The following is a 20,489-nucleotide window of genomic DNA, read 5'->3' on the forward strand; positions in this document are numbered from 1 at the left end:
TTGATTTATAGGCTTATTTTGGATTTTATCTTTTGTATGATTTTAATTTATCCATTAAATTTGATGTAAAAACATTTGTAAAAAATCAGTTAAAATTTTATAATTTTCAAAAATAACATATTTCGTTGTAGTTTAAAAATTTAAGCGATTGTGGTAGAAAATTTAGCTAACCTATCTTTTTTACTTGTTTTAGTTTTATACTCATATAACGATCTGCGCTACACTCGTTAGTCTAATAACTCCAAGCTAAGCCCATAATTTACCTATTAAATTTGCCTGCCATGGCTTTGTAGATATTTAGCTCGTCTTGTAAAAGCGTGTATTTTGCTTTTAATAGCCCTATTTTGGCTTCTAATTCGCTATTTTTGGCTTCTAAAAACTGCTTTAGCTCGACCTTGCCATAGGAGTATTTTAGCTCGTAAATTTTTGAAATTTCCTCGTAGTTTTTTATCTGCTCTTGGTAGTTTGTAAGTAGTGCTTCGTCGTTTAAGTAGCCTTTGTAAAATACGTCTATTTCGTTTAATGCGCTATTTAGAGTGCTTATGTAGTTTATTTTTGCAAGCTCGAAATTTGCCTCACTTACTTTTAAATTTGATTTTAGTTTAGAGTAGTTTAAAAATGGTAAATTTAAAGCGATGTTACCATTTAGAAATTTAAGGCTAAATGCGCCCTCTTTTGTGTTTGAACTACTTTTGAGGCTTGCTCCTAGCGTGATACTTGGATAAAACTCTTTTTGGCTCGCTTTGTAGTTTAAGATGCCCTCTTCTATGCGGTAAATAGCTGCTCTTAGATCAGGTCGGTTTGCTATGGCGCTTGTTGGAACATTTAGATCAACGCCCGCTCTTTTAACGGGACTTAGCGTGAGGCCTTCAAATCTAAGCTCAAATTCTGGCCTCTCATTTAGCAAAATCCTAAGCGTTTTTTTAGCGCTCACTAGCTCTTTTTTGGCACTTTCTATCTTATTTTGAGCGCTTAAAAGCTGCGAGTTTATCTGTTTTAGGCTTAACGCTTCCTCTTTGCCAAGCTCAAATTTAAGCCCGACTATCTCATTTAGCTTGTTATAAATTTCTAAAATTTGCTCATAAGTTTTTATACTCTCATTTAGATATAAGATCTGAAAATAGACGTCTACTACGGAGTTTATTGCGCTTAGTTTGCTAGCTTCCAGATCAAATTTAGTCGCCCTTGCTTCAAACATCGCTGCATCTTTGCTATTTGCTAGCTTTTGCCAAAGGTCAAGCTCGTAGCTAAGCCCTATGCTTGAACCAAAACTTCTACTAGAAGCACCACCCTCTTTTATATTTTTATTGCTTGATACCTCAATGCCAGCGTTAAAGCTTGGGATTAAATTTGCCTCCAAAATTCCAGCTTGAGCGAGTGCTTTATTTACATTTATCGCAGCTTTTGCAAGGTCGGTGTTGTTTTTAAGCGCAAGCTCTACAAGCTCATCAAGGTAGCTTTGATGATACTCTTTCCACCAAGAAGTATCCACACCAAGCTCTCTACTGGCGTTATCTTCAAGTAAAATTTGCTTGTAGTTTTCATCTATATTTTTAACAGCGCAGCCGCTTAAAACAAGTACTAAAGCTAAGCTTAGAAATTTCATATTACTCCCTTGAAAGCGCATCTATTGGATTTAGTTTTGAGGCATTTTTGGCAGGCATATAGCCAAAGATGATGCCAATGGCCATCGACGTGACAAGTGCAAGTACTATCGAGCCGTTTGAAAAGATCATGCTAAAACCATCTAAAAAGTTGTTGAAAATGTAGCCAATAGCGTAGGAAAAGGCTATACCAATAGCTCCGCCAATTAAGCAAAGTAGCACCGCCTCTATCAAAAACTGCTGCAAGATGTTGCTCTGCCTAGCTCCGATCGCCATTTTGATGCCTATCTCTTTGGTGCGCTCAGTGACTGAGACTAGCATGATATTCATCACGCCTATACCACCAACTACTAGTGAAACTACGGCTATGCTTGAGATGAGAAGGCGCATGGTTGAGATCGTCTCTTCGATAGTCTGCTTGATACTATCAGAATTTCTTGTAAAGAAGTCTTTTTTGCCGTGTTTTATCGTTAAAAGATCAGTTAGGCTCTTTTCTGCGATTTGAGCATTTACGCTTTCATTTACTTTTACGGTTATTGAGCTAATAAATTTATCGCCCGTTATCTTGTTTATCACGGTCGTATATGGAGCATAAATTTTAAGTGAGCTAGCATCACCGACTTTAAACTCATCTTTTTGCAAAACGCCTATAATGCGAAGTGGCTTTTTATTAAAAAGTATGATCTTGCCAATAGGATCTTCGTTTTTAAATATACTGTTTTTGGTATTTTGATCTATTAATGTGACAGAATCTGAGTTTAAAACCTCGTCCTCATCGTAAATTCTTCCTTTTTCTAGTTTTAACCCATTTACATCAAAGCTTCCTACACCACCGCCCTTTAGTGTCGCTGTTAAGGAGATATTTTCATATGTTAGTACGCCTGAAGTGCTTGTGTTTGGAGTGACTGAGTCAAGAAACGACTGTTTTGAGAGCATATTTGCGTCACTTATAGAGAGCGTTTTTACCCTACCTGAGAGCATATCGCCAAAGCCTTTTCCTGGCATTATGTCAATCGTATTTGTGCCGATTTTTCTGATGCCAGCTAAAATTTGCTCCTGTGAGCCTTTGCCAAGAGCTACGACGCTAATGACTGCCGTGATGCCAATGATAATACCAAGCATCGTTAAAAGCGATCTTAATTTATGAGCTAGCATTGCATTTACCGACATTTTAAAGCTTTCAATTAGCTGATCTTTATAATAGGTAAATTTACTTTTTTCTGGCTGAGTTTGCTTTTTGGCCTCAAAAATTTCACTATTTTTTATATTATCACTTACGATGTTGCCATCTTTTATCTCTATCACCCTACTCGCATACTCTGCGATTTTTGGGTCGTGCGTGACGATGATGATGGTGTGACCTTTTTTGTAAAGATCAACTAAAATTTCCATCACTCTTAGACCACTTTTGCTATCAAGCGCGCCTGTTGGCTCATCAGCCAAGATGATCTCGCCACCATTCATCAGCGCCCTTGCTATGGAGACCCTTTGCTGTTGTCCGCCTGAGAGTTTATTTGGTAAATTTTTTGCTTTTTCGCTAAGGCCAAGTGAGTCTAAAATCTCCATCCCTCTTTTTTCTCGGTCGCTCTTATTTGCACCTGCATAAATGCTAGGAAGTGCGACGTTTTCAAGAGCATTCATTGTGCTAAGCAGATTATATCTTTGAAAGATAAAGCCAAATTTATCTCGTCTAAGCTTAGCAAGTGCGTCGCTATCAAATTTTGATATATCTTTGCCATCTAGCAGGTACTGCCCACCACTTGGGCTATCAAGGCAGCCAAGGATGTTCATCAGAGTTGATTTACCAGAGCCAGACTGACCGATAATGGCTATAAATTCGCCCTTTTTTATCTCTAAATTTATGCCATGAAGAATTTCTATCTCATTATCGCCAAGCTTAAAGCTTTTTGTGATATTTTTTAGACTTATCACTTAAAACTTCTTATTTTCTTTTTCGATCATCTTGGCTATCTCGCTTGCTGAGCCTTGTGATGTGATGATCTCATCACCCTCATTTACGCCACTAATTATTTGCGTATCGAGGTTGTCTTTTATACCAGTTTTTACCGATGTTTTTACAGCTTTGCCGTCTTTTAAAATATAGACAAATGTGCCGTTTTCATCTCTTTTGATGCCGATGCTTGGTACGATGATAGCGTCCTTTACATTTGCTATTAAAAGCTCATTTTGTGTTGTCATACCTATTCTTAAAATTTTATCTTTATTTTCAACTATGCTTTGCGCGTAATAATAAACAGCTGAGTTGCTTGAAGTGCTTGAGCTTGTGGATTTGCTACTACTGCTAGAACCATAGCTACCATCGCTTAATGTCGTTAAGCCAGGGTCAATCGAGCTAACCGTCGTTTGAAATTTTTTTGTTGGCTCAGAGAGTATCGAGTATTCAACTGGTGTGCCAACCTTTATCTTTGTGATGTCGCCCTCAGCTATTTGCATCTTCATCTTAACATAGCTAAGATCTGCGATCTTTACGATAGTTGGCGTAGTTTGATTAGCATTTACAGTCTGTCCCTCTTCGACCTGTACGCTTACTATTATGCCATCTCTTGGAGCGGTGATCTTTGTGTAGCCTAAATTTATCTTGGCCGTACTTAGCTCAATATTTGTCTGCTTTATCTGAGCCTCGAGCTCCTTTATCTTGGCACTATTTGCGCTATAAGTATTTTTTGCGCTTTCAAATTCTTGTTTTGAAGTGGCGTTTTTGGCAAAAAGTGCATTTTCTCTTTCAAACTGCGTTTTTGCAATGTTTAGAGCCACTTTTGCACTTTCAAGTTGAGCTTTGTAGATAGCTAGTTGCGCCTCTTTATTATCGATGTTATTTTGCTGGGTCGAGCTATCGATACTTGCGATCATATCGCCTTTTTTGACCTGATCTCCAAGCTTAACGTAGAGCTTTTTTATCTGGCCGCTCACCTGAGCACCCACATCAACTAGCTCTGTGGCGAAAATTTCTCCAGTGGCATCGACTTTTTTGCTAAATGAACCTTTCTTTGCCTTTTTGGTGATAAATTCCACCTTTTCATCTTTTATCTTAAAAAAATTATCATAGATAAAATATCCACCGACGCCTAGAATAAGCAGGATTATTAAAATTTTAGATTTTTTCATTGCTTCTCTTTGTAAAAAATTGGTCAATTTTACTTAATAAGATTAAAATTCTCTTTAAGCTTCCTCTTTTGCCATACCAGCCTCTATCAAAAACCTACTTGGTTGGTAGGTCACCTTCTTTATCTTATCGTATTTTGCGTAGCTAAGGTATAGTTCGTCTTTTGCACGAGTTACGGCTACGTAAAAGAGCCGTCTCTCTTCTTCTAAGCTGCCGCCCATGCTCATTAGCTTTAAATTTGGAAAGCGGTTTTGTGCGAGATCGACTATGAAAACTTGGTCAAACTCAAGCCCCTTGCTCGCATGCACGCTAAGTAGGCTAACGCCCTGCCCTTCGCTCATCTCGTTGCTACCAAGGGCTAGGAAATTGTAAAATTTACTGATATCTTGATATTTTTTAGCTAGCTCGCTTAGCACCACGCTCTTTGCCATTATGCGCTCTTTGACCTCTTCTTTAAGTGCCAGATTGACATTGCCATTTTTTAGAGTTGCCCTTTTTGTGCTGATGTTTTCGACGATTAACGAGTAAATTTTGCTAGTTTTTATCTCATTTATCATTGTGGCTGGCTTTGAGATATTTCTCATGCCCTTTAAAAAGTTGTAAATTTCATATAAAAACTGCGCCCCACTCTCGCTTAGCTTTTGTAGTTTTAACACAGGGTGGCCTAGGAATTTATCGCTAAGGCCAAGCTTAGAAAACCTTGAAATCTCGGCAAATTCGTCAAGATCATCAAAAAGTCCCAGCTGGTAGTTTCGCCTTTTATTTGATGAGATATTTACACTCTCATCTGGCTCAACTATCCCTTTTATCAAATTTCCATGCCCAAGCTTAAGCAGTGCGTCAAAAATTTCTTTGCTAACTGCGCTACCAACGCCCTTTGCGTATTCGCAGATGTGGATAAATGCCATTATATCTTTTGGATTGACATAAATTCCCATGATGTCGATGAGTGCCTTGATCTCGCGACTCTCAAAAAAACTCACCCCACCCTTTCGCTTTGAGCCGATGCCTCGCTCTTTTAGCGCGACCTCGATACCATCAGCTGATGAGTTATTTCTAAAAATTATGGCGATATTTTCTCTATTAAATGGCGAAAGAGAGATGATATCGGCGATATTTTGATACTGATCAAAAAGCTCGTTATAGACAAGTAGCCTTGGAGACTTGAAATTTCCCTCGCGACTAACTGTGAGGTGCTTTTCATAAAGCCTTGGATTGTTATTTATGACCTTATTTGCAAGGGCTAGGATGCTTGAGCTTGAGCGGTAATTTACATTTAAAGCGTAGATATTTGCGTTTGGGAAGCGATCTTTAAATGAGCCAATGATCTCGATATTCGCGCCATTAAATGCGTAAATACTCTGATCAAAATCGCCTACGCAAAATAGGCTCTTTGTAGCAAATGCGTCTATGAGGCTGCCTTGAAGTGTATTGGTGTCTTGATACTCGTCGATCAAAATTTCATCATAAGCCAAATTTGCCCCTTTTTTTAGCTCGTCGCGCATTTTTATGAGAAGGTCATTAAAGTCAGCGTAAGAAAATTTGGCCTTTTCGGCCTCAAACTCCTCTAAAACATCTTCATAAATTTCAGCATAAACGCCCTGCTCTTCGCTCTTATCGCTTATCCACTTGCCAAAGGTGGTGCCTTGCTCGCTGTTTTGAAATAGCGAGTAAAGATCATATAGATAGGCTCCGCCATAAGGCTTGACGTCGCTTAAGTGGTAAAATTTACGCCTCTCAACAAGACTTTTTAAAAGCGTCTTTAACTCGCTTGGCTGCTTTAGCGTGACGCCTTTATCAAGGCTTTTTAGAAGCGAAAATGATACCGAGTGGAAGGTGCCTGCGGTGATTTTAGAGGTGATTGATTTGTCAAAATATCTATTTAAGCGCTCGATCATCTCGCTGGCTGCTTTATTAGTGAAAGTTAGCAGCAAAATTTTCTCTGGTTTTACGCCTAAATTTAGTAAATGAGCGATGCGTGCGACAATGGTACTGGTTTTGCCAGTGCCAGCTGAAGCGATGATGAGATTGTGTCCAAATGGCGCAGTTGCGGCGGTGTATTGTTCTTTGTTTAACCTAGATAAGGGCATGTCTTCCTCTTTTTTAAAAAGGCCTAATTATAGCTACTTAAACTTTAACAGCTATAATCACGCAAATGAAAAAGCTTAAATTTCTAAAATTTCTTGCCCTATTTTTGGCTCTAATGGTTGCTATTTTTTTGATACTGGATCAAATTTACCCACTAAATTTAGATGCATTAAAAAAAGATGAAGCCAAAATTTTGCTTGATAAAAATGGCAACATTATAAATATGAAGCTTAGTAGTGATGGAATTTGGAGATTTCACGAGCAAAATTTTCCAAACTCGCTAAAACAAAGCGTCGTGCTGTTTGAGGATAGATACTTTTACTACCATTTTGGCGTAAATTTTGCCTCCATTTTTAGAGCATTTTTCCACAACCTACGAAGCGACAACCGCATAGGCGCGAGTACTATCACGATGCAAGTAGCCAGGATGCTTGAGCCTGATGAGCGAAGCTATAAAAACAAGATAAGAGAAATTTTTAGAGCATTTCAGCTTGAGTTTCACTTTAGCAAGGATGAAATTTTAAATTTTTATCTAAATTTAGCCCCTTATGGCGGAAATATCGAGGGTGCAAAGGCGGCTAGCTTTTTTTATTTTGGAAAAGAGCTAAACGAGCTTAGCTACGCTCAGGCCGCACTTTTAAGCACGATCCCTAAAAATCCAAATAAAAACAGACTTGACCGCGTCTCAAATATAAATGCTCTAAAAAACAGAGTCATAAAGATGCTTTATAAAGCAAAATTGATCGATCTTAGTGCGTTTAAAAGAGCTCAGGCTGAGCCATTTAAAAATGTAAGAATAAGAGCCGTCGTAAACGTAGGCGACTACGCAAATGTCGCTTTTAAAAACCAAATTTCAAAGGCTAGCTTGGATCTAAATTTGCAAAAAGATATGCTTAAAATTTTAAAGGATGCGATGTTTTCGCTAAAGGCTAAAAATGCAAATAACGCAGCAGCTGTGGTCATTGATAATAAAAAAATGAGTGTCGTAGCCTTCATTGGTTCGCACGATGAGCGCGCGCGTGATGGCAAAAACTCAGCTCTAAATATGAAGCGAAACACCGGCAGCACATTAAAGCCTTTTATCTACTCACTTGCGCTTGATAGCGGGCTTATAACGCCAAATTCGCAGTTAATAGACACGCAAATTTATATAAAAGAGTATGCCCCAAAGAATTTTAGTAATGATTTTTTAGGTATCGTAAGCGCAAAAGATGCTCTAAATTTCAGCCTAAATATCCCAGTTATAAATTTAAACTTAAAACTAAAAGACAATTCGCTTTACGAACTACTTGAAAAGGTAAATTTAGTAGATGAAAATAAGGAGTATTATGGAGCTTCTATAACGCTTGGAAGTGCTGAAATGAGCCTGCTTGATCTTGCTCATCTTTATACTATTTATGCAAATGACGGCATTTATAGGCCTCTTGAGTTTGCTGGCAAAAACTACAAAAATGAAGAGAAAAATGTAACTCTCATTTCACCTCAAAGTGCCTATTTGACCGCTAAAATGCTAAGCGAAGCCTCAAGATCATATCTAAAAAATGCTTGGCAGTACGCCCAAAATACGCCAAAGATCGCTTTTAAAACTGGCACAAGTGCAAACTCACGTGATCTTTATGCCATAGGCGTTGATGAAAATTACACAATTGCTATTTGGATTGGAAATTTTAATGCCAGCAAAACTGATAAATTAACAGGACTAAATGACGTATCAAAGAGTCTTTTTGATATGTTTAAGATAATCGCTCAAAAAGAGAAGTTAAGATTTATGAGTGAGCCAGATGGCATAGAAAAGCTACCAACCTGCCTCGATGCCTTTAACTATGAAAAGTGTAAGAAAATGGCGCTTGATGATAGGATAAAGGGTGTAGATTTAAAGGATAAGTGCGAAAGCTTAAGAGGCGAAGAGCTTGATTTTTTGGTTAAGAATGAGCTTTTGGATAAAGAAGAGATACAAAAAAGTCCTTGTGCTGAAATTTTTAAAGATAAAAAGCCAGTTTTTGCCTACCCATATGACAATGAAGAGATAGTGACAGATGAAAATATTACACAAGTTATGGTAAAATGCTACGCGTTTTTAGGCGATGAAATTTACCTAAAAATAGATGATTTGAACTTTTCTAAGATAGAAAATGCAAGCGAAAAAAAGTTTGATCTAACTCTTGGCGAGCACAATATAAAATGCCTTGATCAAAACTCAAATCAAAGTGAAATAACAATAAAAATAAGGAGATAAAATGTGGCAAAAAGTAGCACTTCTAGCACTTTTGGGAATGACAAATTTATATGCTTTGAGCCTAAATGGCACTGCGCAGATAAAATCGCCCCTAAGCGTAGAGTTTGGACTAGAAGATAAAGTCGATAAAAATTTTGTTGGTATGCTAAGTGATAAAAAGCTACTTTTGTGCCAACCAGCATTAAATGGTACGGTTAGATTTAATAGTCAAAGCTTGCTGCTTTTTACAAAAGATATGCATGCTGGTTTGGATTATAGCTGCAAGCTTGAAAATGGAAGCACTGCTAGTTTTGCCACGAAAGAATTTGAGCTAACAAAGATAGAAAAAATAAGCGATAGTAAATATATACTTAAATTTAATGATGAAGTAAATATTGAAGCTATCAAAAATATTGCCGTAAAAGATGCGAAATTTAAAGCAATTGAGCTTTCTAACAATAGCTTTGAGCTTAATCTTGATAAAAATTTAAGCAATCCAGTTTTTGATTTTGGTGAAAAATTTGAGAGCAAATTTGGCGCAACGCTTTCAGGTGAAACGATAGTAAATTTTGCCGATGAAATAAGCGAAGAAAGCGTAAATATAAATGATAATGCAAAGAGTCTTGAGATACCTGAAATTTATCCAGTGAGCCTTGATAATGGCATCTTGGGCTTTAGAATTTATCTAAAAAATTGGCTTGATGGCGACATTAACTTAAAAAAATTTATAAACATTAAAGGTGTAAAAAACTTTAGCATTAGTGACGTTAAATATAGTGACAACTATGAAGAAAACTCAGAACTTAGCGAATATTATTACTACATTGATATTACAAGTGACGATTTTAAGCCACAAAATAGTTATGAAATCACCATTAAACCCGGTTTTGGCGACGATAGAAATGTAGTAAGAGAAGAAAGTAGCTATGAAGTAGTAGCTGGCAATTTCACTCCGTTTGCAAATTTTATAAATAATGAACCATATATCTCAAGTGTCGGTGAAATCGGTATCAGAAGTGCAAATTTGCCTGAGTTAAATGTAAGCATTGAAAAGCTAAGCGATCAAAATTTTAGATATTTCTTAAATTTTAATGACAATAACGAAGAGTTAAGCAACTTCAGCACAAAAGTAGCAAGCAAAAGCTATAGGCTTGATGGCGCATTAAATGAAATTTCACTAAATAAAATCAAACTTGACTTTGCTGGAGCTGGAGACGGCGTTTATAAAATAAATTTAAACTACGGCAAGGATAAGAGCGTCTCAAAAGTAGTCTACCTAAGTGATATCGCCGTAAATGCAAAGCTTGGCAAGGATGAAATTTTTGTATTTGCAAATCGTCTTGGCGAAAATACAATGCTGCCAAATGCAAATGTGAAAATTTATGGCAAAAAGAACGAAGAAATCGCAGTTGGTGCGACAAATGATATAGGCGTTTTTAAATTTAACAAAAAAGATATTTACAAAGATATCTCTTCAGTAGTTGTCTCTCTTGGAAAAGAGCAAAATTTTCTTATTTTAAAAGAAGATGAAGCGCTAAATGAAGCGAAATTTATGAGCCAAAATACCAGTGAGAGCATCGATGCGTATGTTCATTTTGCTTCAAATATCATAAGACCAAATGAGAGTTTAAAGGGTGCAATCTATCTAAGAGATAGAGATTTTAATCCTTTAAAAAATATGCCTGTAAAGATAAAATTTTTCGATCCACAAGGTAAAAGTAGCGCTGAAATTTCAAAAAATACAAATGACGTTGGCATGGTAAATTTTGAAAAAGAGATACTAAGTGATCTTAGTGGTAGATTTAATATGCAAGTAATTTACGCAAGCAAAGTGATCTCAAATGTGCCATTTTTTGTTGAGAGTTTTATGCCAAATAGGATAAAAAATGAGATAACGCTTGAGAGGGATAAATTTTTCGCAAATGAGCTTATTAGAGCAAATCTAGCTAGTAACTATCTCTTTGGTGGCGCTGCTAGCGAGCTTGATGGCAGCATGCAGGTGAGCTTTTTTGATGATGAATATAAAAATAGCGAGTTTAAAGATTATAAATTTAAAAACAATACGCTAAAACCAAGTGCTTATCCATCTTTTGAGAATGATCTCACTCTTTCAAAAGATGGTAAATCAAGCCAAATGATAGATCTTAGCTTTAGCACTAAAAATGCCTCTTCTATCATAACAGGCGTTATAAATTTCAATGTAAATGATGATGGCAAAAACGTAAGCGATACAAAAAGCTTTACGCTCTATCCTTACAAGGATATGGTCGGTATCGCAGCAAGTACGACATTTGCTGAGCCAAACGAAGATGTAAAAATAAGAACGGTTGTAGTAGATATGTCAAGTCAAAAGGCCGTAAAATCAAATTTAAAATTTGATATAAAACGTGTCACTTGGCAATACCAAAGAGATACAAATGGCTATATAAAGTGGTTTCAAACGCTAGAAGATGTGGATAATTTTTATAAAGATAATGGCGAGTTTAGCTACAAATTTACACAAAGTGGCTCATATGTGATCATCGCTACAAATCTAGTAAGTGGAGCAAGCACAAGCCTTGATATGGACGTAAGTGGCTACAACTACTCAACTCTAGCGCCTACAAAAGAGCTTAGCAAATCTCAAATCAAACTAAATAAAAATATCTACAAAAAAGGCGATGAACTAAGTGCTGATATAAGCTCAGCTATAAAAGAAGGCATTGCTCTTGTTACACTTGAAGATGGTGGCGTGAAAGCTTACAAGGTTGTTAAGATAAAAAATAACTCAGCAAATGTGAAATTTAAACTTGATTTTGATTTTAGCGGACTTTACGTGAGTGCAAATATCTACCGCATGACAGACGGTGGATTAACTCCATTTAGGACTTACGGTAAGGTTTATGCTAAGGCCGATAAGTCATCAAGGATACTTGATCTAAGCCTTGATGCGCCAAATACAGCAAAAAGCGATGAAAATATAAAAATTTCACTAAAAACAAAGCCAAAAGCTTATGTAAATTTATTTATCACAGATGTTGGCGTGCTTGATATAACGTCACAAAAGCCAGCCGATCCACTTAAATTTTTTGACAAAATTTTACCAGATGGCGTCTTTGACTATGACATTTATAATATGCTCACAAACTATAAGGTCGAGGGCAAAACTTTAAGCTTTGGTGGCGATATGGCGGCACTTGCCATGGAGGCAAAAATGGCAAAACATGCTAGCCCGGTCGATAGTAAAAAAGTAAAAACATATGCAAATTTAGTAAGCCTTCAAGCTGACGATAATGGTGAAATTTCATACGAGTTTAAAACACCAAATGGCTTTAACTCTGCCATTAGAGTAGATGTCGTGGCAAATAATGAAAATAGTATGAACGCGGTAAATAAAGAAATTTTAGTAAAAGATGATGTGATTATTAAGCCAAGTGCGTTAGTTTATCTGTTAAAAGGCGATGAGCTAAATGCAAACTTAAGGCTCATAAACACAACAAATGAGGATAAAAATTTAACCATAAAAGTGGCTAGCAGTAAAAATTTAAGCATCAAAACAAAAGAAAATGCGAATTTAAAGCCGCTTGAAAATAAAGCCTTTACATTTAAAATTTCAGCTCTTGAAGCTGGAGCTGGCGAATACAATATAACAATAAGCGACAAAAACAGCTCAAAAACAGCTCAAAATTTACTTGATGTAGTTAATCCTTATACGATTAGCACCTATGCAAGAAGTAGCGTCTTTGACAAAGAGAGCATGATCTCGCTTCCAAAAGGCTTTCACAATGTTAGTATAGATGCGTCAAGCTCGGTCTCAAGCGTGCTATTAGCAGCTTCTAAAAATTTAGTCGAGTACCCTTACGGATGTGCGGAGCAAAGGAGCTCAAGACTGCTTGCGCTTTTAAATTTAAAGCCAAAAGATGAGCTTGAAAAAAATGATCAAAAGAGATTTATTACAAGCGGAATGAGCGAGCTAATTAAGATGCAAAAACCAGATGGTAGCTTTGGCTACTGGAGCGATCTAAGTAGTACTAATGCATTTGCTTCGATCTATGCAACTGATGTGCTGCTTGATCTTGAAGAGGCTGGATATGAGCTAAATAAAAATGTAAAGCAAAGAGCATTAAATTCGCTCTTAAAATATACAAATACAGATATTGAAGCCCTATATGCTATTTATGTAAGCTCCCGCGCAAATGTTGCTGATAAATCAGTGCTAAATAAAATTTATGACCACAAGGCTTACAATACGACTGCACTTAATAAATATCTAATGGCAGCAGCCCTAAAGCTAAACGGCTTAAATGACGAAGCAAAGGTGGCGCTAAAAGATATCAAAAAAGCTCAGGTAGCTGATTACAGCAGGGATTATTCTAGCTTTGGCTCAAAGATGAGAGACAATGCATTTATCTTGTATCTACACGCAAAATATTTTGAGAAAAACGACTACTCAGATGATCTTGCAAATTTCTTGATTACAAATTTAAATGAGCTAAGCTCAACGCAGGAGCGTGCATTTACCCTTAGAGCGCTAAATGCCTACTTTGGCAAAGATGTTGGTGAGAAAAATAATAAATTTAAGCTTAGCTACAATGGCGAAAGTAAAGAATTTGATGGCCTTTTAAGCGTATCATTTACAGCAAAAGATGGAAATTTTACCATCACACCACTTGGTGAAAACAAGCTATATGCCACTATTTTAAGCTACGCTTATGTGCCGCTTGAGATTAAGCATAAAATAGAGCCAAAAGAGCTTGATATCTACCGAACATTTGTGGACGAAAAAGGAAAAGAGATCGATCTAAATAGCCTAAGAGTAAATGATGTTGTCTATTCAAAAATAGTGATAAATTCTAAAGCTATGGTTAAAAATGGTGCAATAAACGAGATCGTAAGCAGCTGCTTTGAGCCAATAAATGAAAATTTAAGTGGCTTTAATAAGAGTCTTAAAGATAGCATTGAGCTTGAATACCAGAGCATAAAAGATGATCGCGTTTTAAGTTTTTATACATTAGATAGTGACAAGAGAGAGGCTGTGCTTTACACACCTTATCGTGTAAGACTTGGCGGCAAATGTTCGCTTGGGGCAGTCACAACTGAAAATATGTATAACGAAAGGCAAAACGACTACGACCTAGCTCAGCGAAGCTTTAACATCAAATAGACTATTTAAACTCAGGGGCGGTAAACGCCCCAAGCCCATATTTCCCACTTTTGCAAAGATTTTTTTAAACAAATTTTAGATAGTATTAAGCATTTTTTAAACAAAACTGAGGAGACAAAAGTGGCAGAATTTTACAATGCAAAAGAGATAGAAGACAAATTTTATAAAATTTGGGAAGAACGCGGATACTTTGAGATAGACGCAAATAAAGATATCCAAAAAGATGGACGTAAATTTTGCATTATGATGCCACCTCCAAACGTGACTGGCTCGCTTCACATCGGACACGCCCTAACCTTCACACTCCAAGATATCATGACTCGCTACAAAAGGATGGACGGCTACAAGACACTTTGGCAGCCAGGGCTTGACCACGCTGGTATCGCTACTCAAAACGTCGTTGAAAAGCAGCTTTTAGCTCAAGGCATCAAAAAAGAGGAGCTTGGACGCGAGAAATTTGTAGAAAAAGTGTGGGAGTGGAAAGAAAAAAGCGGTGGCATGATCGTGCATCAGATGCGTAAGCTTGGCATCACTCCGGCTTGGTCACGCCAGAGATTTACCATGGATGAGGGCTTAAGAAAAGCTGTAAAAAAAGCCTTTGTAAATTTATACGACAAAGGACTAATAGTCCAGAAAAACTACATGATAAACTGGTGTACGCATGATGGTGCGCTTTCTGACATCGAGGTCGAGCACAAGGAGAACAAAGGCAAGCTTTATCATTTGAGATATTACTTCGCAGATAAGCCAAGCGAATTTGTTGTTGTGGCTACAACCCGTCCAGAAACTTACTTTGGTGACACCGCCGTAATGGTAAATCCAAATGACGAGCGCTATAAAAATTTAATCGGCAAAAAGGTTGTTCTACCTATCATAAATAGAGAGATCGAGATCATCGCAGACGAGCATGTTGATATGGAATTTGGAACGGGCCTTGTTAAGGTCACGCCTGCGCATGATCAAAACGACTACGAAGTTGGTAAAAGGCACGACCTTGAGTTTATCACTGTATTTGATGAAAAGGGTATTTTAAACGACAAGTGCGATAAATTTGCAGGTCTTGAAAGGCTTGAGGCTAGAGATATCGTCGTAGCTGAGCTTGAAAAACTTGGCAATGTTGAAAAGATAGAAGACTACGAAAACCAAGTAGGTTACTGCTACCGCTGCAAAAACGTCGTCGAGCCATATATCTCAAAGCAGTGGTTTGTCAAAAAAGAGATCGCAGATGAGGCGATACAAAAGGTCTCAGAGGGCCTTGCTAAATTTTATCCGCCACACTGGATAAACAGCTTTAACGCATGGATGAGAGAGCTAAGAGATTGGTGTATCTCACGCCAGCTTTGGTGGGGACATCAAATTCCAGTATTTTACTGCGATGATTGCGGTCATATGTGGGCCGATGAGGATGAGCCATACGAGTGTAAAAAGTGTAAAAGTAAAAATTTTTACCAAGACCCAGACGTGTTAGATACATGGTTTAGCTCTGGTCTTTGGCCATTTAGCACGCTTGGCTGGGGCAATGATAATGAGTTAAAAAACGAAAAGTGGTTTGAAGGCGACTTGGCTGAGTTTTATCCAAACAACCTGCTAATCACTGGCTTTGATATATTATTTTTCTGGGTTGCTAGGATGATGTTTCAGGGTGAAAATGCCCTAGGTAAACTGCCGTTTGATGATATCTACCTGCACGCGCTTGTAAAGGATGAGTTTGGTAGAAAGATGAGTAAAAGCCTTGGCAACGTCATCGATCCGCTTGATAGCATAAATGAGTATAGCGCCGATATATTGCGCTTTACGCTAACGCTTCTAGCCGTTCAAGGACGCGATATCAAGCTAAGTGACGCCAAGATGAAGCAGGTAAGAAATTTTACCAACAAGCTTTATAACGCAAGCAAATATCTCATGCTAAATGAGAGCAAATTTGAGAATTTAGAAGATATCAAGCTTCAAACAAAGCTTGGAATTTATATGAATAGCCGCTTTAACGAGTGCGTAAGAGAGGTACGTGAAAATATCGACGCCTACCGCTTCAATGACGCAGCAAACACACTTTATAAATTCTTTTGGGATGAGTTTTGTGACTGGGGCATCGAGCTAAGCAAGGCCGATAAAGCGAGCGTAAAAGAGCTTGGAAGCATATTTAAAGAGGCGATGAAACTACTAAATCCTTTCATGCCGTTTCTCTCGGAGTATCTATTTCAAGAGCTTAGCGGCACACAACTTGAAAACGCAAAATCAATAATGGTGATGAGCTATCCAGAGGTAAAAGAGCGAAATTTAGATGTTGAGAAGAAATTTGAGCTAGTTATTGAGGCGATCATTGCTATTCGTCGTGCAAAAGCTACCATCGATCTTGGCAACTCAAAGATAGCAAAAGCTTTTGTTAAATTTAATGAAAAAATAGATCTTGACGAGGTCAAAGAGTATATCAAACTGCTTGCAAAATGCGAAGAGATAGGCTTTGTAAATGAAAAGATCGAAAACTCAATAAGAGATGTGAGCGAAAATTTAGAGGCATTTGTCCCACTTGAAGGGCTTGATATGAGCGGTATCATCATAAGGCTAAGGTCTCAAAAGACAAAGCTTGAAAAAGAGATAGCTAAGCTCTCAGGTATGTTAAATAATCAAAATTTCGTGGCAAACGCACCAAAAGAAGTTATAGAGACAAACAAAGAGGCTTTGCAAAGCGCTGAGGCTAAATTTAAAAAAGTATGTGAAGAATTAGAAGCTCTTGGAGAAAAATAGTGATAAAAATAGAGAAATTAAGCAAGTTTTATGGTGATACACAGATCCTTTTTGATGTAAATTTAGAGGTTAAAAAGGGTGAAATTTTTGCTATCGTGGGACATAGTGGTGCTGGTAAATCAACGCTTTTAAGGTGCATAAACGGGCTTGAAAGCTATCAAGGTGGCAGCTTAAAAGTCTTTGATAAAGAGATAAAAAATTTAGATGAGACGCAGCAGAGACATTTAAGGCGAGATGTTGGGATGATATTTCAGCATTTTGCCCTGATGGCTAGAAAAAACGTCTTTGAAAACGTCGCTACTCCGCTTAAATTTTGGGGCTATAAAAGTGACGAAACTGAAAAAAGAGTAAGAGAGCTTTTAAATTTAGTCGGTCTTGAAAGCAAGGCAAAAAGCTATCCAAGCGAGTTAAGTGGCGGCCAAAAACAGCGTGTTGCTATCGCTAGAGCGCTTGCTTTAAATCCTAAAATTTTACTAAGCGACGAGGCGACGTCGGCTCTTGATCCAAACACGACAAATCAAATTTTAGAGCTGCTTGAAAAGATAAACAAAGAGCTAGACATCAGCGTCGTCATCGTCACGCACGAGATGGAAGTGGTAAAATCGATCGCAAAACGTGCCATTTTACTTGAAGGTGGCAAGATCATAGGCTCTGGAAGCATTGAAGAGTTATTTTTAAAGCCAGATGAGAAGATGAAAGAGTTTTTGGGTGAAGTTGAAATTTTGCCAAGCACTGGCACAAATATCAGGCTATTTTTCCCAAAAGAAGTGGCTCAAAACAGCGTGATCACACACATGGCAAGAAGCCTAAATATCGACTTTAACATAGTCTGGGGCAAACTTGAGAAGCTAAACGAAAATGTTCTTGGCTCGCTTGTCATAAACATAGATGAAAAAGATAAAGAAAACGTACTTAACTACATCAAGCAAAGTGGCGTTTTATGGGAGGTTGCTTGATGTTTGGTATTGATTTTTCTAAATTTCCAGATGTATTTTCTAGGATACTTTTGCCAGCTATCGGCGAGACGTTATATATGAGCATAGTCTCCACCCTACTCGCCTTTGCCATAGGCCTAATACCTGCGGTTTTGCTCATACTTTCAGATAAAGATGGACTAAAGCCAAACAAACAGCTTTATTTTGTACTAGATATCGTTATAAACGTGCTTAGAAGCTTTCCGTTTATCATTTTAATCATCGTGCTCTTTCCTGTCACAAAAATGATCGTAGGCACAAGTATCGGCACTACGGCTGCGATCGTTCCGCTAACTATTGGCGCAGCTCCGTTTGTAGCAAGGCTCATTGAAAATGCTCTAAAAGAGGTTGATAAAGGCATAATTGAAGCTGCCCAAAGCTTTGGAAGCTCGAAATTTCAGATCATATTTCGAGTCATGTTTGTAGAAGCACTTCCTGGCATTATCTCGGCATTTACGCTAACGCTTATTGTAAATATCGGCTTTTCAGCGATGGCTGGTGCGGTTGGCGGTGGCGGACTAGGATCTGTTGCTATAAACTACGGATATCAAAGATTTCGTCCAGATATCATGCTCTACACCGTGGTTATTCTTATCATTATGGTTCAAATTTTTCAAGTTTTAGGTAACTACTTATATAAAATTTCTAAAAAATAGGCCTTTGTTTTTATCTGATTTTAAGCTTTTTTCCTTAAAATTGCCCGAATTAATTTTTAGCTGAAAGGATAAAAGATGAAATCAGATATGTGCCACATGTGCCGCCTAGTAAAAAACGCGTTGTCGAAAGACTAATCTCTAAGCACAAAATTTCTTTTTAAGTGCTTAGAACTAGCTTAAGCGCTTAAAAAGAAATTTAATCCTCTAGCTTAAATTTATCCTTTTTTGGTGCTTGGCAAATTTTAAAAAAGGATAATAAATGAAAAAACTACTTCTTACCTCTTTAGTTGCTTTTGGTCTTAGTGTAAGTGCAAATGCAGCTGATAAATCAAAAACAATAATCGTTGGTGCTACACCTATCCCTCATGCTGAAATTTTAGAGGTTGTAAAGCCTATTTTGGCAAAAGATGGCTATACGCTTGAGATTAAAGAATTTAACGACTACACCACGCCAAATCTTGCAACAGAAGATGGCGATTTAGATGCAAATTTCTTTCAACACCTTCCATATTTGGACGAATTTAACAAAAACAAAGGCACTCACCTTGTAAAAACAGTTGGCGTGCACCTCGAGCCAATGGGCGTTTATTCTAAAAAGATAAAAGACATCAAAGATCTAAAAGATGGTTCGACCGTATCTATCCCAAATGATCCGACGAATGAAAGCCGTGCTTTAGATATCCTTGCAAATGCTGGACTTATTAAGCTAAACGATAATCCACTAAAAACTCCGCTTGATATAGTTGATAACCCTAAAAAGCTTAAATTTGAAGAGATCGAGACTGCTCAAGTGCCAAGAACGCTTGATGACGTTACTATCGCGGTTATTAACACAAACTATGCTCTAAATGCTAATCTTAATCCGGTAAAAGACGCGCTTGTGCTTGAAAGCAAAAATAGCCCGTATGTAAACTACGTTGTAGTAAAGTCTGGTAACGAAAATAGCCCTAAAATAAAGGCTCTTGATAAAGCAATAAACTCATCAGAAGTTAAGAAATTTATCGAGATAAAATATAACGGCGCTATTCTTCCAGCATTTTAATTAAAATTTTAAATAAGCGACGTAAAAGCTTTTACCTTTTTAGCGTCGCTTAAACCAAACAAAAAAGGAAAAACAATGAAATTTATCAAACTTTTAATCGCATCTTTAGTTGCTCTAAGCCTTCACGCAGCCGACAAGGACCACACTATCGTAGTCGGCGTCTCGCCAGTACCACACGCTGAAATTTTAGAATTTGTAAAGCCAAAGCTAAAAGATAAAGGCTACGACCTTGTTATCTCTGAAATTTCAGACTACTCTATCCCAAATGTCGCCACAGAAGATGGCAGCTTGGATGCAAATTTCTTTCAGCATTTACCATATCTTGAGGAGCAAAACAAGGCTAGAGGCTTGCATCTTGTAAGTGTTGCAAATGTCCATGTCGAGCCACTTGGCTTTTACTCTAAAAAGATAAAAAACATAAAAGAGTTAAAAGATGGTGCAAAAGTTGCGATCGCTTATGATCCATCAAATGGCAACAGAGCGCTTAGAATTTTAGAAAAAGCTGGCCTTATCGAGATCGATAAAAACGTAAAAGTTGCAACTATAAATGACATAACTAAAAATTCTAAAAATTTACAATTTGTAGAGCTTGAAGGTGCTCAGATACCAAGAACGCTTGATGATGTCGATATCGCTGCCATTAGTACAAATTTCGTCCTTGATCTTGGTATGAGCGTGGCAAAAGATGCACTTTTGCTTGAAGACGCTAATAGTCCTTACGCTAACATCATCGTCACAAAGGCTGGCAATGAAAACAATCCTAAGATCAAAGCTTTGATTGATGCGGTGCTTAGCCCTGATACTAAAAATTTCATCATTACTCGCTACAAAGGCGAGGTTATACCTGCATTTTAAAAATAGGGCGAGCTTTCGCCCTATTTTGTTTCTACTTTCATCT

Annotated in this window: 11 protein-coding genes; 7 read left to right on the top strand and 4 right to left on the bottom strand. The window is 37.4% G+C overall.

Annotated elements, in window-relative coordinates; all coding sequences use genetic code 11:
* Positions 1-259 precede the first annotated feature (259 nt).
* Genes F3G75_RS00560 through F3G75_RS00575 form a run of 4 tightly spaced genes read right to left on the bottom strand, consistent with a single transcriptional unit; the run spans position 260 to position 6,818 of the window.
* Positions 260-1,606: a TolC family protein gene (locus F3G75_RS00560; protein ID WP_149716170.1), complete on the bottom strand. Its 1,347-nt coding sequence runs from the start codon at positions 1,604-1,606 to the stop codon at positions 260-262.
* Between the two features lies 1 nt (position 1,607).
* Positions 1,608-3,536, bottom strand: coding sequence for a MacB family efflux pump subunit (locus F3G75_RS00565; protein ID WP_149716171.1), 1,929 nt, complete (start codon positions 3,534-3,536; stop codon positions 1,608-1,610).
* Positions 3,537-4,730: an efflux RND transporter periplasmic adaptor subunit gene (locus F3G75_RS00570; protein ID WP_149716172.1), complete on the bottom strand. Its 1,194-nt coding sequence runs from the start codon at positions 4,728-4,730 to the stop codon at positions 3,537-3,539. It lies immediately after the preceding gene.
* A 54-nt stretch (positions 4,731-4,784) separates the two neighbouring features.
* Positions 4,785-6,818 carry an ATP-dependent helicase gene (locus tag F3G75_RS00575; protein ID WP_149716173.1) on the bottom strand — a complete coding sequence of 678 codons (2,034 nt, stop codon included), beginning with the start codon at positions 6,816-6,818 and terminating at the stop codon, positions 4,785-4,787.
* 65 nt (positions 6,819-6,883) lie between these two features.
* Between F3G75_RS00575 and pbpC the strand changes: the two genes are divergently transcribed.
* The 7 genes from pbpC (at position 6,884) to F3G75_RS00610 (ending at position 20,446) form a co-directional block, all read left to right on the top strand.
* Positions 6,884-9,052, top strand: a complete 2,169-nt coding sequence (gene pbpC / locus F3G75_RS00580; protein WP_149716174.1) for a penicillin-binding protein 1C — start codon at positions 6,884-6,886, stop codon at positions 9,050-9,052.
* Position 9,053: 1 nt separating this feature from the next.
* Complete coding sequence (locus F3G75_RS00585; protein ID WP_149716175.1) at positions 9,054-14,174, top strand: alpha-2-macroglobulin family protein; 5,121 nt, start codon at positions 9,054-9,056, stop codon at positions 14,172-14,174.
* Between the two features lie 120 nt (positions 14,175-14,294).
* Complete coding sequence (locus tag F3G75_RS00590) at positions 14,295-16,919, top strand: valine--tRNA ligase (protein ID WP_149716176.1); 2,625 nt, start codon at positions 14,295-14,297, stop codon at positions 16,917-16,919.
* Positions 16,919-17,875, top strand: coding sequence for a methionine ABC transporter ATP-binding protein (locus F3G75_RS00595; protein ID WP_103628210.1), 957 nt, complete (start codon positions 16,919-16,921; stop codon positions 17,873-17,875). Before F3G75_RS00590 ends, F3G75_RS00595 begins: the two co-directional genes overlap by 1 nt.
* Positions 17,875-18,549 carry a methionine ABC transporter permease gene (locus F3G75_RS00600; protein WP_021086223.1) on the top strand — a complete coding sequence of 225 codons (675 nt, stop codon included), beginning with the start codon at positions 17,875-17,877 and terminating at the stop codon, positions 18,547-18,549. Before F3G75_RS00595 ends, F3G75_RS00600 begins: the two co-directional genes overlap by 1 nt.
* Before the next feature lie 259 nt (positions 18,550-18,808).
* On the top strand, positions 18,809-19,591 hold the full coding sequence (locus F3G75_RS00605) for a MetQ/NlpA family ABC transporter substrate-binding protein (RefSeq protein WP_107788927.1): 783 nt from the start codon (positions 18,809-18,811) through the stop codon (positions 19,589-19,591).
* Positions 19,592-19,666: 75 nt separating this feature from the next.
* Positions 19,667-20,446 carry a MetQ/NlpA family ABC transporter substrate-binding protein gene (locus F3G75_RS00610; RefSeq protein WP_107788926.1) on the top strand — a complete coding sequence of 260 codons (780 nt, stop codon included), beginning with the start codon at positions 19,667-19,669 and terminating at the stop codon, positions 20,444-20,446.
* Positions 20,447-20,489: the final 43 nt, after the last annotated feature.

The organism is Campylobacter concisus, from assembly GCF_902460705.1.
Taxonomy (GTDB): domain Bacteria; phylum Campylobacterota; class Campylobacteria; order Campylobacterales; family Campylobacteraceae; genus Campylobacter_A; species Campylobacter_A concisus_Z.